11 protein-coding genes and 1 pseudogene are annotated in these 16,144 nt (G+C 70.2%); 1 reads left to right on the top strand and 11 read right to left on the bottom strand.

Going from position 1 to position 16,144, the window contains the following annotated elements; translation table 11 throughout:
• The 7 genes and pseudogenes from H6X67_RS11340 to H6X67_RS11310 form a co-directional block, all read right to left on the bottom strand.
• A pseudogene (locus tag H6X67_RS11340) lies at positions 1-684 on the bottom strand (hypothetical protein); the annotation flags it as partial.
• Positions 685-888: 204 nt separating this feature from the next.
• Positions 889-3,618, bottom strand: a complete 2,730-nt coding sequence (gene ppdK, locus H6X67_RS11335; protein WP_249368694.1) for a pyruvate, phosphate dikinase — start codon at positions 3,616-3,618, stop codon at positions 889-891.
• A 520-nt stretch (positions 3,619-4,138) separates the two neighbouring features.
• A complete protein-coding gene (locus tag H6X67_RS11330; protein WP_249368695.1) occupies positions 4,139-5,782 on the bottom strand; it encodes a DUF4091 domain-containing protein in 1,644 nt (547 codons plus the stop codon).
• Positions 5,783-5,814: 32 nt separating this feature from the next.
• Positions 5,815-6,630, bottom strand: coding sequence for a carbohydrate ABC transporter permease (locus tag H6X67_RS11325; protein ID WP_249368696.1), 816 nt, complete (start codon positions 6,628-6,630; stop codon positions 5,815-5,817).
• 2 nt (positions 6,631-6,632) lie between these two features.
• Positions 6,633-7,529, bottom strand: coding sequence for a carbohydrate ABC transporter permease (locus H6X67_RS11320; RefSeq protein ID WP_249368697.1), 897 nt, complete (start codon positions 7,527-7,529; stop codon positions 6,633-6,635).
• Positions 7,530-7,600: 71 nt separating this feature from the next.
• On the bottom strand, positions 7,601-8,842 hold the full coding sequence (locus H6X67_RS11315) for an ABC transporter substrate-binding protein (RefSeq protein WP_249368698.1): 1,242 nt from the start codon (positions 8,840-8,842) through the stop codon (positions 7,601-7,603).
• Positions 8,843-8,965: 123 nt separating this feature from the next.
• Positions 8,966-9,952, bottom strand: coding sequence for a LacI family DNA-binding transcriptional regulator (locus H6X67_RS11310; protein WP_249368699.1), 987 nt, complete (start codon positions 9,950-9,952; stop codon positions 8,966-8,968).
• A gap of 473 nt (positions 9,953-10,425) precedes the next feature.
• On the opposite strand from H6X67_RS11310, the gene H6X67_RS11305 reads away from it, so the two are divergent.
• Entirely contained in the window at positions 10,426-11,121 is a 696-nt protein-coding gene (locus H6X67_RS11305; RefSeq protein ID WP_249368700.1) for an Abi family protein, read from the top strand.
• A gap of 148 nt (positions 11,122-11,269) precedes the next feature.
• Here the strand turns inward: H6X67_RS11305 and H6X67_RS11300 are convergent, their stop codons facing one another.
• The 4 genes from H6X67_RS11300 to ygfZ all read right to left on the bottom strand — a co-directional run.
• A complete protein-coding gene (locus tag H6X67_RS11300) occupies positions 11,270-13,825 on the bottom strand; it encodes an ATP-dependent Clp protease ATP-binding subunit (RefSeq protein WP_249368701.1) in 2,556 nt (851 codons plus the stop codon).
• Between the two features lie 232 nt (positions 13,826-14,057).
• Positions 14,058-14,522, bottom strand: coding sequence for a D-aminoacyl-tRNA deacylase (gene dtd / locus H6X67_RS11295; RefSeq protein WP_249368702.1), 465 nt, complete (start codon positions 14,520-14,522; stop codon positions 14,058-14,060).
• Positions 14,522-14,899: a DUF2516 family protein gene (locus tag H6X67_RS11290; protein ID WP_249368703.1), complete on the bottom strand. Its 378-nt coding sequence runs from the start codon at positions 14,897-14,899 to the stop codon at positions 14,522-14,524. The genes dtd and H6X67_RS11290 overlap by 1 nt, the downstream gene beginning before the upstream one ends.
• Positions 14,900-14,909: 10 nt before the next feature.
• A partial coding sequence (gene ygfZ, locus H6X67_RS11285; protein WP_249435543.1) for a CAF17-like 4Fe-4S cluster assembly/insertion protein YgfZ occupies positions 14,910-16,144 on the bottom strand: 1,235 nt, incomplete at its 5' end.

Genomic DNA, 16,144 nt, shown 5'->3' with positions numbered 1-16,144 from the left:
GGCCGGCACAGCCCCGGCCGGAGCGGCGCCCTGAGCCGGGGCAGCCGGAGCCGCCGCGTCGCGCGTCCCGTCGCGCGGGGCCCGTGCCACGCCGTGGCTGCGGGCGCGCGAGGAGGGAGCCGCCGCCGAGGCGGCCAGCGGGTCCGCCTCCACCAGGTCCACGGAGACCAGGACGGAGCGCTCCCCGGCGCCCTCGACCACCCGCGCGTCCACGACGTGCACCTCCACGGAGCTCCCCAGGAAGGTGGCGAGCACGCGCGCGTCCGTCGCCAGGTCCGCGGTGAGGACGACGAGCCGGGGACCGGGCTCGACGTGCGTCGGCATGGCCTGACGGAACTCGTCCCAGTCCTCGCCGAAGGCCGTCGCGCCCCCGGGGTAGACGGCGGCGAGGGAGCGGCGGCTCATGGCGGCGGTGCCGGCCTGGCGGCTGAGCGCGGCGACGAGCCCGGCGGCGTCCAGGGCGGTGAGGACCTCGACGGTGACCACCTGCCCGGCGGCGTCCAGGGCGGTGAGCGACTGCCCGCCCTCGACACTCATCCAGGCCACCGGCATGAGCGGGCGGTGCAGGACCTGCCCCAGCTGGGCGCGCACGGCCGCGAGCACCTGGACGCGGGTCTCGGCTCCTGCGGGGCGTCCCGGTCCCACGGTGCCCAGCCGACCGTCCTTGAGCTCGAAGAGCGCCATACCCACCTCGTCCTTCCGCGCGCGGTCCCCGCCGGTCGGCGGACCCCAGGGCGGCATACTCTCATGCGCACCTGACAGGAGCCTTGGTGGCGCAGGACACACCCGCCCCCGGGGACGCGGGTCCCGGGGGCGGGTGGTGCAACCGGCCAGGCGGTCGCCGTCGGACCTGCCCGACGGCACCGGGCCCGACGCCGTCGGCCGGGCTCAGGCGACGCCGTCGGCCTCCGGGAAGGCGACGGCCGCGCGCCCCGCCTCGAGCCGCGCGACGGGCACGCGGAACGGGGAGCAGGAGACGTAGGTCAGGCCCACCCGGTGGAAGAAGTCGATGGACTCCGGGTCGCCCCCGTGCTCGCCGCAGACGCCGAGCTTGAGGGAGGGCTTGGTGGCGCGGCCGCGCTCGGCGCCGATCTCCACCATCCGGCCCACACCGCGCTCGTCGATCGTCTCGAAGGGGGAGACGCCGAAGACGCCCTCGTCGAGGTAGGTCTTGAAGAAGGTGCCCTCGACGTCGTCGCGCGAGAAGCCCCACGTCGTCTGGGTGAGGTCATTGGTGCCGAAGGAGAAGAAGTCGGCCTCCTCCGCGATGGTGTCCGCCGAGACGGCGGCGCGCGGCAGCTCGATCATGCAGCCGATGGGGAAGTCGAGCGCGTAGCCGGACTGCTCGCCCACCTCGCGCAGGACGGCCTCGGCACGCTCGCGGGCGATCTGCAGCTCACGCACGGAGCCGACCAGCGGGATCATGATCTCCGGGTGCGGGTCGCCACCGGCCCTGAGGCGCTCGACGGCGGCCTCGGCGATGGCCCGCACCTGCAGCTCGATCAGGCCCGGCATGCTCAGCAGCAGGCGCACGCCGCGCAGACCGAGCATGGGGTTGGCCTCGTGGTTGCGGCGCACGACCGCGAGCAGCCTCTCGTCCTCGGGGTCGGCGCCACCGGTGGCGCGGTCGACGGCGACCTTGACGCTCAGCTCGGTGAGGTCCGGCAGGAACTCGTGCAGCGGCGGGTCGATGAGGCGCACCGTCATCGGCTTGCCGTTCATCGTCTCGAACATCTGGACGAAGTCGCCCTTCTGCAGGGGCAGCAGGGCGTCGAGGGCGGCCTCGCGCTCGGCGTCGGAGGAGGCCAGGATGAGGTTCTGGACGAACTGCTTGCGCTCACCGAGGAACATGTGCTCAGTGCGGCACAGGCCCACGCCCTCGGCCCCGCGGTGGATGGCGTGACGGGCGTCGTCGGGGGTGTCGGCGTTGGCCCGGACCTCGAGGCGACGGACCTTGTCGGCGTGGCGCATGAGACGGTCCACGCTGGTGACGAGCTCGCGGGTGTCGACGTCCCCGGCGGTGTCCAGGGCCTCGGTCAGGCCGCGACGCAGGTAGGTCATGACCGGGGAGTCGGTGACGGGGACGTCGCCGAGGAAGACCTCGCCGCTCTGGCCGTCGATGGCGATGACGTCGGAGGAGGTGAGGACCAGGTCCTCGCGGCCGTGCACGCGCAGGGTGCCGGCCTCGGCGTCGACGTCGAGCTCGTCGGCGCCGACGACGCAGGTCTTGCCCATACCGCGGGCGACGACGGCGGCGTGGGAGGTCTTGCCGCCACGAGCGGTGAGGACGCCGACGGCGGCGACCATGCCGGGCAGGTCGTCGGGGTTGGTCTCGCGGCGCACGAGGACGACGGACTCGCCGGCCTCGGCACGGGCGACGGCCTCGGCGTTGTTGAAGGCGATGTAGCCGACGGCGGCGCCGGGCGAGGCGGGCATGGCCCGGGTGAGCAGGTCGCGGGAGCCGACGGAGTGGCCGGCGTCGAACTGGGGGAACATCAGCTGGGTGAGCTGGTCGCCGGTGACCCGGGTCAGGGCCTCGTCCATGGTGATGAGGCGCTCGTCCACAAGCTGGGTGGCGACGCGGAAGGCGGCGGCGGCCGTGCGCTTGCCGACGCGCGTCTGCAGGAGCCAGAGCTTGCCGCGCTCGATGGTGAACTCGATGTCGCACAGGTCGCGGTAGTGGGTCTCGAGCTTGCGCATGGCCGAGCGCAGGTCGTCGTAGCTGTTCTTGTCCAGGCGCTCGAGGTCCGCCAGGGACAGTGTGTTGCGGATGCCGGCGACAACGTCCTCGCCCTGGGCGTTGACGAGGTAGTCGCCGTAGACGCCGCTGCGGCCGGTGGAGGGGTCGCGGGTGAAGCAGACGCCGGTGCCGGAGGTCTCCCCCATGTTGCCGAAGACCATGGTGCAGACGTTGACGGCGGTGCCCAGGTCGTGGGGGATCTTCTCGCGGCGGCGGTAGATGTGGGCGCGCTCGGTGTTCCAGGAGCGGAAGACGGCCTCGATGGCCATGTCGAGCTGGGTGCGCGGGTCCTGGGGGAAGTCGATGCCGGCGTGCTCGAGGACGATAGCCTTGTACTGCTCGACCAGCTCGGTGAGGGCGTCGACGTCGAGCTCGTAGTCGAGGCTGACGCCGCGCTCGGCCTTCTTGGCGTCGAGGGCGCGGGAGAAGTGGTCGCCGTCGACGTCGAGGACGGTCTTGCCGAACATCTGGATGAGGCGGCGGTAGGAGTCCCAGGCGAAGCGGGGGTCGCCGGAGGCCTCGGCCAGGCCAGCGACGGAGGTGTCGTTGAGGCCGATGTTGAGGACGGTCTCCATCATGCCGGGCATGGAGAACTTGGCGCCGGAGCGGACGGAGACGAGCAGGGGGTCGTGGGCGGCCCCGAGCTCGCGGCCCAGCTCCTCCTCGACCTGGCGCAGGGCGGTGGTGACCTCGACGGCGAGCTCGTCGGGGGCCTGGCCGTCCTTGAGGTAGGCGCGGCAGGCGTCCGTGGTGATGGTGAAGCCGGGGGGCACGGGCAGGCCGAGGCGGGTCATCTCGGCGAGGTTGGCACCCTTGCCACCCAGGAGGTCCTTCTGGTCCTTGTCACCCTCGCTGAAGCGGTACACGTACGTGGGCATCGTTGCCCCTTCCCGTTGTTCTTGCGTCGTCTGTGCTGTGGCGCAGGGCACGGGCCCTGTCCAGGTAGGCACCCTATGTGACTGAGGTCCCATGGTGGAAACTCGGGGCGGTTGGCACCCGGTCAATGCAGACTGCTTATGGGAGACCGAAGCGGAACCACGTGCCGCTCGTTGGACAACTTGTTGCTCGTTGGACAACGCACCGCCCAATGGACAACCTGCCGCTCGTTGGACAACCAAATGGCAGCATCTGGGTTGTCCTTGGGGCGCGCAGGTTGTCCTCCCACACGCAGGTTGTCCTCCCACACGCAGGTTGTCCTCCCACACGCAGGTTGTCCTTGAGCGCGCACTCCGACGGCGCTTCCGCAGCAGCACACCGCGCGACCTGCTCATCCGACGCCGGTGCCCCGCCCACCTCCTCGGTCTGCGCGCGAACTCCCTGGGGTTTTGCCGCACGTTCGAGCGCAAACCGAGGAGGTGAGGCTGGGAGCAGGGGGAAACCGCACGGAGCCCGTCCCCTTCAGGCTCGCATGATGGCCGCGTTGAGGCGCTCGCGCATGGCGAGGTACGCGGTCGCGTCGTAGGAGAACCGGTCGAAGGCCAAGGTCCCGTCAAGGTCGATGACGTCGAGGACCGCACGGCGCCCCCTGAGGGACTCGAGCAGCTCCATCGCCCTGAGGTCCGCCATCGCCGACCTCATGACGCGGTAGCGGATCGACTCCAGGGGCCTGCCGTCGTCGCCCGGGTAGACGATGAAGGCGTCGCCCGAGGGGAAGGCGCCTCCTGCGGTCGTGTCCCGGAACGGGTCGACCAGGCGCGCGGAGAGCTCCGAGTAGTAGAAGTTGAAGCCCCAGTGCAGGAACCCGCGGACGCCGCTCTTGTACATCTGCGGCGCCAGGACCCGGTTGCGCACGGAGGGCAGCGCGACGAAGCGGTTCGCCACCTCGAGCTGCTGCGCCATGCAGTAGTACGTCCACAGGGGCTCGACCCCGGCCTCGAGGAACGCGGCGATGGCGTCGTTGGCCGCCACCGGCACCTGGACCAGGCCCTGCGTGTGCAGCTCGAGGTCGGACAGGGCGTCAACCATCCTCAGCCCCCTGAGCAACGGGGCGACGACGTCACGGGCGAGACGGTAGGAGTTGCGCTGCTCCTCGCCGTGGGGCTCGTCGGAGACGTGGAAGCACACGCGATCCAGCCCCCACTCGTCGCTGAGGACGGCGAGGAGCTGGGGCATGAGCGCCTCGAGGAACTCGCGGTAGCGGGGGTCGTCGGCGGCGACGTCCCAACCGAAGACCCGACGGGCCTGCCCGTCGACCGTCGCGTAGACGGCGGGGGTCGCCCTGGCGCCCCACTGGGTGAAGAGGTGGGGGATCTCGAGGCTGCGGACACCGTGGCGGCGGCAGACATCCATCCACCGTCGCAGCCGTGAGAACTCGAAGGAGTAGACGCCGTCGTCCACACGGACGTCGATGAGCTGGACGGGCGTGCGGTAGGAGCCGACGGCGGTGTCCAGCGGGGGTGTCCACGTCGGGGTCAGGATCATCGTCACGTCCATCCGGGCCGCGCAGGCGATGAAGGCGTCGATGAGCCTCCAGTGGGCCTCGCTGAAGACGGGCACCTCGTAACGGTCCGCCAGCGCGTCGCAGTGGAACCACTCGGTGTGCTCCACGCCCAGGGGCGGCAGCGTGCGCGGAAGGACGTTGACGAGCACGGTCTGCTCAAGGACGACATCGCCGTCGAGCCGCGCCGTCACGGTGACAGGACGGGGGCCGGCGTCGCAGATCGAGCCGACCTCGACCTCGACCCACACGGCGTGCCAGCCGGGCTCGGCGGTGGGCACGCGCCCGTCGGCGAGCGGTCGCAGGAGGTCGGGGTAGCGCCCCGACGCCGTGCGCAGGTAGTGCTCGTCCGTCTTCTGGTCGACGGCCTGGCACGGTACGCACTCGACAGCGCACAGGCTCGTGAAGGGCGCGGAGGCGTCGTCGACACTGATGACGAGCTCGCTGTCACTGTCACACGGCACATCGAAGGCGACCTGGAAGCCGGCGCCCTCCCCGAGGAAGACCGACAAGCCGACAGCGGGGTCCAGAGGACGGGGACGCGTGTCGGTGAAGACCTTCTCGAGGCTGTCGCACAGAAGGAAGTCCCAGGAGGGAGCGGGCATGAGGGTTCCTCTCGTCGAAGGGGTGGTGGGGCTCAGCCCTTGAGCCCGGTGGCGGCGACGCCCTCAACGAACTGACGCTGCAGCACGAGGTAGACCGTCAGCGGGACGATGAAGGAGATCGTGGCGCCGGCCATGACCAGGCCGTAGCGCTTGGCGAAGGCGCCCTGGAGGTTGGACACCGCGACGGTCACGGTGTTCATCTCCTGGTCGGAGATCGACACGAGGGGCCACAGGAAGTCGTTCCAGACCGTCAGGAAGGTGAAGACGGTCAGCGCGACCAGCACGGGGCGGATGAGGGGCACGACGATGGACAGGAAGATCCTGAGGTCGCTCGCGCCGTCGATGCGGGCCGCCTCGATGAGCTCGTCGGGGATGCCACCCATGAACTGGTAGATGAGGAAGACGCCGAAGGCGTTGATGACCGGCAGGGACAGGGAGATGTAGGTGTTGAGCAGGCCGAGGTCCCTCATGATGATGAACAGCGGGATGAGGGTGATCTGGCCGGGCACCATCATGGTGGCGAGGTAGACCCAGAAGAGCAGGCCCGACCCGGGGAAGGGCTTCTTGGCGAAGGCGAAGGCGGCCATCGAGCACACGACGACGTTGATGAGGCAGGACAGCGTGACGACGACCGCGGAGTTGAGCACGGCGCGCCCGAAGCCGTAGGTCTCGAAGAGGATGACGAAGTTGTGGAGGCTGACCTGCGAGAGGTCGATGGTCCACGACAACCGGTCCGTCGGCTGCAGGGCCGTGATGACCATGAGGACGAAGGGCAGGATGGCGGTGACGACGAAGGCGGTGAGGACGAGGGCCTGGACGCCTTTCCAGGTCCTGGCGAGGGTGGTCACGGTCAGTCCTCCTTTCCCAGGACGCGGCGCTGGATGATGGAGACGACGAGGATGATGAGGAACAGCACCATGGCCATCGCGGAGGCGTAGCCGAACTGGTAGTTCTTGAAGCCCGCCTGGTAGATGGCCATGACGAGGGTCGACGTCGCGCCCCCGGGTCCTCCTCCGGTCAGTGAGTAGACCAGGTCGAAGACCTGGAAGGACCAGATCGTGCCCAGGATGACGACCAGCAGGGTCACCGGCCGCAGGCTCGGGACGGTGATGTGGCGGAACTGCTGCGAGGCGCTCGCGCCGTCAAGGGCGGCCGCCTCGTACAGGTCGCCCGGGATCTCCATGATCCCGGCGTAGTAGATGACGAGGAAGTAGCCGACGTTCTTCCACACGGTGACGAGGGCGACCATGAGTAGGGCGAGCCAGGGGCGTCCCAGCCACGAGACCGGCGACACTCCCACCAGGGCCAGCAGCTGGTTGACGAGGCCGTCGTCGCCGCCGAGGAAGACGCGCCAGACCGCACCGACGAGCACCATGGAGGACATCACGGGGATGAAGAGCGTCGAGCGGATGATCCTGCCGAACCGGCCCTTGAAGGTGCGCGCGACCGCGCTGGCGATCGCCAGGGACAGGATCGTCTGGAGCGGGACCGCGATGAGCGTGTAGACGGCGGTGACGACGATCGAGCGCCGGAAGGTCGCGTCGGAGACGAGTCGCTCGTAGTTCTCCATGCCGGTCAGCTGCGGCGAGTCGAGGACGGAGTACCGGGACAGGGAGAAGTACGCGGACATCACGATCGGCACGATCATGACGAGCAGGAGGATCACCAGGCTCGGGAGCACGTAGAGCAGGCCCGAGTAGGAGGGGCGTCGCGTGCGCGTGACGGGGTGCGGTGTGACGGCAGTCATTGCTTGTCCTTGTCAGGAGCGGGCGAGGCGGTCCCTGCCCGGCTGCGGGCCGGGACCGCCTCGGTGGCCGGTCAGCCTGCGGCGAGGGCGGCGTCGCCGGCGGTGGCCGCGTCGGCCAGGGCGTCCGCGGCGGACTTCTGGCCGAGCATGACGAGCTGGAGGTTCTTGTAGAGCTCGTTGTAGACGGCGGTCGAGTTGCGCACGGCGGGCAGGGACTGGAAGATCTCCGTCTGGTTCGTGTACAGGTCCTCGAACTCGGGAGAGCCCGAGTACTCCTCGTCACGGCCGATGGGCGGGAACAGGGCCCACTCGTGGAACTGGCTCATCTGCGGTCCGGCCTCGATGAACTTCACGAGCTTGGCGCACAGGTCGACGTCGGCGGCGCCCTTGAGGATGACCATGGCGTCGGCGGCGACGAAGGTCTTGGCCTGCTTCCTCGTGAGCGAGGCGATGAATCCGATGGGGACGCCGTCGGCGGCGAGGGCGCCCCTCTGTCCGGTGTCCGAGATGCAGAAGGCGACCTTGCCCTGGCGGAAGAGGTCGTTCGCCTGCTCGAAGGTCATGCCGGTGGTGGAGTCCGGCATGAGTCCGTCCTCGAGGAGCCCGTGGATGAACTCCATGGCCTCGACCGCCTCGGGGGAGCTGAAGGCGGTGGCGCTGCCGTCCTCGGTGAAGAGCGCTCCGCCGTTCTGCCAGAGGAAGGGGAAGAAGGCCCCGTTCATCATGCCTCGGTTGGGGGCACCCCAGGGGGAGACGTAGGGGATGTCGCCCGCGGCCTTGACCTTCTCGCAGGCCGAGCGGAAGGAGTCCCAGTCGGTGGGGAGCTCGGTGACGCCGGCGCGGTCGAGGATGTCCTGGTTGTAGAAGAGGACGCGGGCCGCGCCGACCACCAGTGGCATGGCGTACTGCTTGCCGTTGAACCTGCCCTGGTCGAGGTAGATGAAGTTGGCCCTCTCCTCCTCGGTGAGGTGGTCGTCGAAGGGGACCAGCTGGTCTCGGGCGATGTAGTCGCCGATCATCTCGAGGTACATGTAGCCGACGTCGGGCCCCTGGCCGGAGGAGATGCCGGTGAGGTACTTCTCCTCGTAGGACTCCCAGGGGACGATGGTGACGTTGACGGTGACACCGTGCTCCTTCTCGAAGGGCTCGAGGATCGCGTCCCAGCCCTCCTTGTCGGAGACGTCGGTCGCCGAGTTCGGCGGCATCCACATCTCGATCGTGTTCGAGTCCGAGCTGCTGCCACGACCGCAGGCGGCGAGGCCGACGGTCGCGACACTTGTGGCGAGAAGGGCGTTGAACTGCCTGCGATTCATCACGAGGTCTCTCCTTTGAGAACAAGTGCCCCTGAAGGGAGGGGTTCACGACGTTTTGGAACGTTGCAAAATGAAGATAGGAGAGCCCGCGGGATGCGTCAAGGGCCATTGTCGAGAACCTGATCAGACGGCCTGAGCTCCGCGGCGCACGTCGAAGGGAGGCCGACGGCGGTGCTCCGTCGGGTCCACCAGCACGAGGTCGAGGGCCGCGCAGGCGACCGCACCGGCGTCGACCCATGTGGCGGTGAGCCCGGGCTCGCGCTCGAGCGTGCAGCGGGACACCGACAGGGCCGCGACCCGGACATCCTGCGTCCCGGTCTCCCTGAGACCGGCGAGCAACCCCAGGGCGAGCTCCTCGGACGCGCACACGACCGACTGCCCGGCGCGCGGCGCGCTGTCGCCCCGGGCCAGGGCCTCGCCGGCGGCCCAGGAGTCCTCGTGGGCGAGAAGGACGGAGCCCGCGCCCGCGGGCTGGCCCGCCTCGTCGAGAGCCTCGACGAACCGTCCGACGTCGGCGGAGGCCGTCCGGCCCCCCTCGGCCACGAGGCTCAGGCGCCGAGGCCCTTCCTCCAGCAGCGCGGCGACGAGCCGCTTCATCTGCGCTCCTGCGTCGCACGCGACCACGAGACCGGTCGAGGGCTCCTCAACCGGGTCGACGACGACCGCCGGCACGCCGGTGCTCAGCGAGCGAGGCGGCACGCGCACGGGACGCACATGGATGATCCCGTCGGAGTTCGCGGCATGACGCTGCGCGAGCAGGTGCCACTCCGCCTCGCTGGTCCCGGTCAGCGTCTCGATGACGGCGCTCAGGCCGCGGTTGCGGCACTCCGTGACAAGGGCCTGCACGGTCTCGGCCTGGACGGGCCGGGTGAGGTCGGAGACCGTGAGGAGGACCGTGCCCGTCGTGCCCTTGCGCAGGCTGCGCCCCGCGTTGTTGGGCCGGTACCCGAGGGCGTCGATGGCCTCCTCCACCCGGGCGCGCGTCTCAGGGCGCACGCTCGGGTGGTTGTTGATGACGTTGGAGACGGTTGACCACGACACGCCTGCCAGGGCAGCGACGGTCTTGATGGAGGGGCGGCGCTGCCTGGGCCTCGCTGCGGGGTTACCCATGGCCCCATGCTGAGGCATCGGGCGAGTGTCCGCAACGTTGCAAACCACATGGCTCGCCCCGCGGCAGCGGTGGGCGTCGCGACATGAGCCACATGCTCGCGCCGACAACCCGCACGTCGCGATGTTGACCTGCCATGGTTACTCCCGTAGTGCCAGCCTCGATAGATCCCCGGCCGGGCCTCTAGTTCTTTGGAGCAACGCACAAATGGCCGGGGCCTTTCGTTATCGAGGGGCATACTGGTGACCAAGCCCTGGCTGGATCACACGGAACAGGTTCGCCTGCTTGCCAGACGTGGGTTGCAAGTCGACGACGAAGCCTCTGCCGCTGCTTTTCTCTCCCGGGTCAGCTACTACCGACTCTCCGGCTACTTCAGGTACTGGCAGGTCGACCCCGCGCACGGAGACGACCGTTTCATCCCAGGCTTCTCGCCACGATTCAACGCCTCTATGACGACGAGCAGGCTCTCGTCATAGTGCTGGACGAGGTACTGCACCCCATCGAGATCCTTCTCCGCACACGTTTCGCCCACCACTACGCCAAGAGGACCGGCGTCGAGGGCAGCTTCGCCAGAGGCGAGGGACTCACCCAACCAGGCAGTCCGCAGGCGATGCGGGTCGAGGAGCACGCGCTGTCAGATCTCGACCGCAGCAAGGAGGCCTTCGTTACCCGTTATCGGCAAGAGATCAAGGTGGGAGGCCGCTACGCGGCAGACGCCTACGCCAGGATGCCGATCTGGGTAGCAGTGGAGGCGTTCTCCTTCGGAAGCCTGTCGCGACTCATCGAGGCCTCGGGCCAGTCCGGCGTCCTGGCAGATGTAGCCGGTTCCCTCCAGGTCTCCCCCAAGACCCTGCCGAGCCAGGTGAGGTCGTTCGTCTACCTGCGCAACCGTGTCGCGCACTGCGCCAAGCTGTGGAACCACTCCGTCCTCGACGTCCCCGGTCTGTTGCCAAACATCACCAGACAGGCGAAGCGCCACCACCGTCAGTTCCACGACCACTCGGTCTACAAGATTCTTGTGGCCCTCGACGACATCGCGACAAAGAACGACATCGCCGACACGTGGCTCACCAGACATGTGGACCCACTTCTTGAGGGCAACCCACTGCTGGACAAGGGGATCACGACGCCGGCGCGTTATGGTCAAATGCCACCGGACCTGTTGGTCTAGCCCCGCGGCAGCGGTGGGCGGCGCCCGTCTGTCACGCATCCCTGGTCAGAGCCCGCCACAGTCCGTGAGAGCCCGCGGAAAACCGCGGAATCCCAAGGATCCTCTCAGCGGCCAGATTCTCTGACTAGGGATGCGTGACAGCAGCGACTCAGTCCCCGGCGGGCGCCGCCTGGACGAAGGACTCCACCACGGCCTGCTCGGCCTCCTCGCCCGTGCTGCCCGCGGACAGGGGGTCGGAGCCGACCTTCGGGTCCCAGGGCTCGCCGCGGAAGGTGAACTCCCCCAGCAGGCCCTCGCCCTGGGCGTCCACGACGATGCGCTGGCCGCGCTCGATCTCCCCGAAGAGGATCTTCTCGCTCAGGGCGTCCTCGATGTCGCGCTGGATCGCGCGGCGCAGCGGGCGCGCGCCCAGCACCGGGTCGAAACCGCGCTCCGCCAGCAGCTCCTTGGCGGCGTCGGTGAGCTCGATGGTCATCTCCTGCTCCACCAGGCGCTTGTCCAGGCGGGCGATCATGAGGTCGACGATCTCGCGCACCTCCTGCTTGGACAGCTGCGGGAAGACGATGAGGTCGTCCACGCGGTTGAGGAACTCGGGACGGAACTGGGACTTGAGCTCACGGTTGACGTGCGCCTTCATCTCCTCGTAGTCCATCGTGCCGCCCACGGTGGACTGGAAGCCCGTCGCCACGGCCTTGCCGATGTCCTTCGAGCCCAGGTTCGTCGTCATGATGATGACGGTGTTCTTGAAGTCCACGACGCGGCCCTGGGCGTCGGACAGGTGCCCGTCCTCCAGGATCTGCAGCAGCGAGTTGAAGATGTCCGGGTGGGCCTTCTCGACCTCGTCGAAGAGCACCACGCTGAAGGGCCGGCGGCGCACCTTCTCCGTCAGCTGGCCGCCCTCGTCGTAGCCCACGTAGCCCGGAGGCGCCCCGAACAGGCGCGAGACCGTGTGCTTCTCGGCGAACTCGGACATGTCGAGCTGGATGAGCGCGCTCTCGTCGTCGAACAGGAACTCGGCCAGGGCCTTGGCCAACTCGGTCTTGCCGACGCCGGTGGGGCCGGCGAAGATGAAGGAGCCACCGGGGCGCTTGGGGTCCTTCAGGCCCGCGCGGGTGCGGCGGATCGACTTCGACAGCGCCTCGATCGCCTTGTCCTGGCCGATGACCCGCTTGTGGAGCTCGGCCTCCATGTTCATGAGCTTGGCGGACTCCGCGGCCGTCAGCTTGACCACCGGGATGCCGGTGGACATCGCCAGCACCTCGGCCACGAGCTCCTCGTTGACCTCGGCGACGGACTCGGCGTCACCCGAGCGCCACGCCTCCTCCTTGGAGCGGCGCTGCTCGACCAGGCGGTGCTCGTCGTCGCGCAGGGCGGCGGCGCGCTCGAAGTCCTGGTCGTCGATGGCGGCCTCCTTCTCGCGCTTGACCTCGGCGATGCGGTCGTCGATCTCGCGCAGCTCGGGCGGGGCCGTCATGCGGCGGATGCGCAGGCGCGCGCCCGCCTCGTCGATGAGGTCGATGGCCTTGTCCGGCAGGAAGCGGTCGTTGACGTAGCGGTCGGCGAGCTTGGCGGCGGCCTCGATGGCGTCGTCGGTGATGACGACGCGGTGGAAGGCCTCGTAGCGGTCACGCAGGCCGTTGAGGATGCCGATGGTCTCCTCGACGGAGGGCTGGTCCACGGTCACCGGCTGGAAGCGGCGCTCCAGGGCAGCGTCCTTCTCGATCTTGCGGTACTCCTCCAGGGTGGTGGCGCCGATGGTCTGCAGCTCGCCGCGCGCGAGCATGGGCTTGAGGATGCTGGCGGCGTCCACCGCGCCCTCGGCGGCGCCGGCGCCCACGAGGGTGTGGATCTCGTCGATGAACAGGATGATGTCGCCGCGGGTGCGCACCTCCTTGAGGACCTTCTTCAGGCGCTCCTCGAAGTCGCCGCGGTAGCGCGAGCCGGCCACGAGCGAGCCCATGTCGAGGGAGTAGAGCTGCTTGTCGCGCAGGGTCTCGGGCACGTCGCGGTGGACGATGGCCTGGCTCAGGCCCTCGACGACGGCGGTCTTGCCGACGCCGGGCTCCCCGATGAGGACGGGGTTGTTCTTGGTGCGGCGGGAGAGGATCTGCATGACGCGCTCCATCTCCTTGTGGCGCCCGATGACCGGGTCGAGCTTGCCCTCGCGGGCGGCGGCGGTGAGGTTGCGCCCAAACTGGTCGAGGATGGCCGAGCCGGTCTGCTTGTTGTCGCTGTTGGAGCCGCCGGCGGTGACGGTCTCCTTGGCCTCGTAGCCGGAGAGCATCTGCATGACGGTCTGGCGCACGGCGGACAGGTCGGCGCCGAGCTTGGTGAGCACCTGGGCGGCGACGCCCTCGCCCTCGCGCAGCAGGCCGAGGAGGATGTGCTCGGTGCCGATGTAGTTGTGGCCGAGCTGGAGGGCCTCGCGCAGGCTGAGCTCGAGGACCTTCTTGGCGCGCGGGGTGAAGGGGATGTGGCCGGTGGGGGCGGCCTGGCCCTCACCGATGATCTCGACGACCTGGCTGCGCACGGCGTCCAGGGAGATGTCCATCGACTCCAGGGCCTTGGCGGCGACCCCCTCGCCCTCGTGGATGAGGCCGAGAAGGAGGTGCTCCGTGCCGATGTAGTTGTGGTTGAGCGCGCGCGCCTCGTCCTGGGCCAGGACGACGACGCGGCGGGCGCGGTCGGTAAAGCGTTCGAACATCGCGGTTCTTCTCCTCGGCACGTGCGGTCGGTCGGTGCGCCGGCGGTCACCCGCCGGGTCTCGGGGCGGGCTCGAGACCCCGTGGGGTGACAGGGCGCGGGCACGTGCTGGTAAGGCTAACTGCGGGGCGGGGGCACCCATGCCGCTGTTCGCAGTGGGCGTGAGCAAGGTTGAGCAGAGTCGGCTCAAGGCGGGGTCCGACGGCGGTCTGCCCGTGAGCGGGTCCGGGGGCTCAGGCCTCCACGAGGACCGTCACCGGCCCGTCCGCCACCATGTCGATGCGCATGTGGGCGCCGAAGCGTCCGGTCGCCACCTCCAGGCCGCGTGACCGCAGCGCCTGGGCGACCGCCTCCACCAGCGGCTCGGCCACCGGCCCCGGGGCCGCCTGGTTCCACGACGGGCGCCTGCCCCTGCGCACGTCCGCGTACAGCGTGAACTGGGAGACGACCAGCACGGGCGCACCCAGGTCGCTCGCCGAGACCTCGCCGCCGCGCTCGCCGTCGGAGGCCGGGCCGTCGAAGAGACGCAGCTCGGCGATCTTGCGGGCGATGGTCGCCACCTGCTCGGGGCCGTCGTCGTGCGTGGCGCCCACGAGGGCCAGCAGCCCCGGCCGGGTGACCTCGCCGACGACGACGGGCCCGTCACCCTCGTCCACGCTCACCGCGGCGCGGGCGACCCGCTGCAGGACGGCCCGCATCAGCGGCGCCAGCCCGGGCCCGTGCCCCCGGGGCGGGGGTCCTCACCGGGGCGGCGCAGCTGGGAGCGCACCCTCACCGGCTTGTAGAGGTCCAGGGCCGGTCGCACGTCCGCCAGGTAGACGGCGTTGGCCACCACGCCCAGCAGGCCCAGCATCGAAGCGGCGCCCATGATGATGACGACGGCGAGGCCCGCCGCGTTCACGCCGATCCAGAAGCCCTTCGTGCGCTTGCCCGCCGCCAGGAAGTGCTGCGGGTCGCGCGTGAGGCAGTCCACCAGCGCCCACAGCCCCATGAGGCCCGCCGCGACCTGGACGCCGAACCAGATCCAGCGCACGGACCGGGCGACGATGACGGCGACGACTGCGAGAGGAGACACGCCACTGACCTTATCGTCCCGCGGGTCCCTGGTGAAGGAGCGACGTGCGCAGCCCGGCCCCCGGGCGCTCGGCGGGGCTGGCCCCCGCCTTGCCCTCGGGGCTCACCAGCGGCTCCTGCAGGGCGTCCAGGCACGCGACCACCTGGGCCTCGCCGTCGGCCCCCTCCACGTCCTCGGTGACGTCGACGGTGAGAGGCTGGGTCAGGGGGGTGGCGCGGCGCAGCAGCGCCAGGGCCATGGGACCGGCCTCGTGGTGGCGCACGACGCTCGTGACGGTCCCGACCTGCCGCTCGCCCATCCGCACGGCCGCTCCCGGCAGGGGGGCGCGCCCGCTGAGGCCGTCGAGCTGGAGGATGGTCAGTCGCCGTGGCGGGCGCCCGAGGTTGAGGGTGCGGGCGATGGTCTCCTGGCCCGGGTAGCAGCCCTTCGTCAGGTGCACGGCAGTGCGCAGCCAGTCGAGCTCGTGGGGGATCGCGCGCTCGTCCGCCTCGCGCCCCCACCGGGGGCGTCCGGCCTCCACGCGCAGCGCCTCCCAGGCCAGTGAGCCGGCCGGGCGCAGCCCACTGGCGCCGACCACGGCGCCCGCCTGCTCCTCACCGACGAGCACGAGGCCCGCCGTGTACCCCTCGCCGGGGTGGCGGAAGGGGCGCTGAGGCGAGCCCAGGCCGACGTCGTAGGCGGTGCCACCGTCGACGACGCCCGGCCACGGGTCCCGCCAGCGGCCCAGCAGGGCCCCCTGGTCGCGGGCCGCCCCGGCCAGGCGGTCCAGCCCCTCGCCCATGGCACCCAGGGCGTGGACGTCCTCGCGCGGGGCGACCTCGACGCGCAGCATGAAGCGCATCGAGTCCAGGAAGCCGGCGAGCGCGGGGCCGCGGCCGGCCTCGGTGACGAGCCAGAGGACCTGGCCGTCGTCGAGGGCGGCCAGCGCGTGGGTGATGCGGCCCTGGGCGTCGAGCAGCAGGGTCTCGGCCCCGCCGTCGCCGGGCGTCAGGGCCCTGAGGTCCTGGGAGCCCAGGGTGGTGATCCAGGTGAGGCGGTCGGGGCCGGTGACGGTGACGACGTCGCGGGCCAGCGCGGTCACGGCGGCGCCCTCGGCCAGGAGCGCCTGCTCGCGCAGGGGGCTGCCGTGGTGGGCGGGCACGCGGGCGTCGAGGTCGCCGTCGGGCCCCGGCTGGGCGCCGGGCAGGTCGAGCAGGGGGCTGGGGCGCATCAGGCGGGGGCGCCCTCGTCGGCGGCGGCCCGGGT

Source organism: Actinomyces sp. AC-20-1, assembly GCF_023369555.1.
GTDB lineage: Bacteria > Actinomycetota > Actinomycetes > Actinomycetales > Actinomycetaceae > Actinomyces.
The sequence above is the reverse complement of the archived record's forward strand: the minus strand, read 5'-3'. Positions and strand labels throughout refer to the sequence as shown.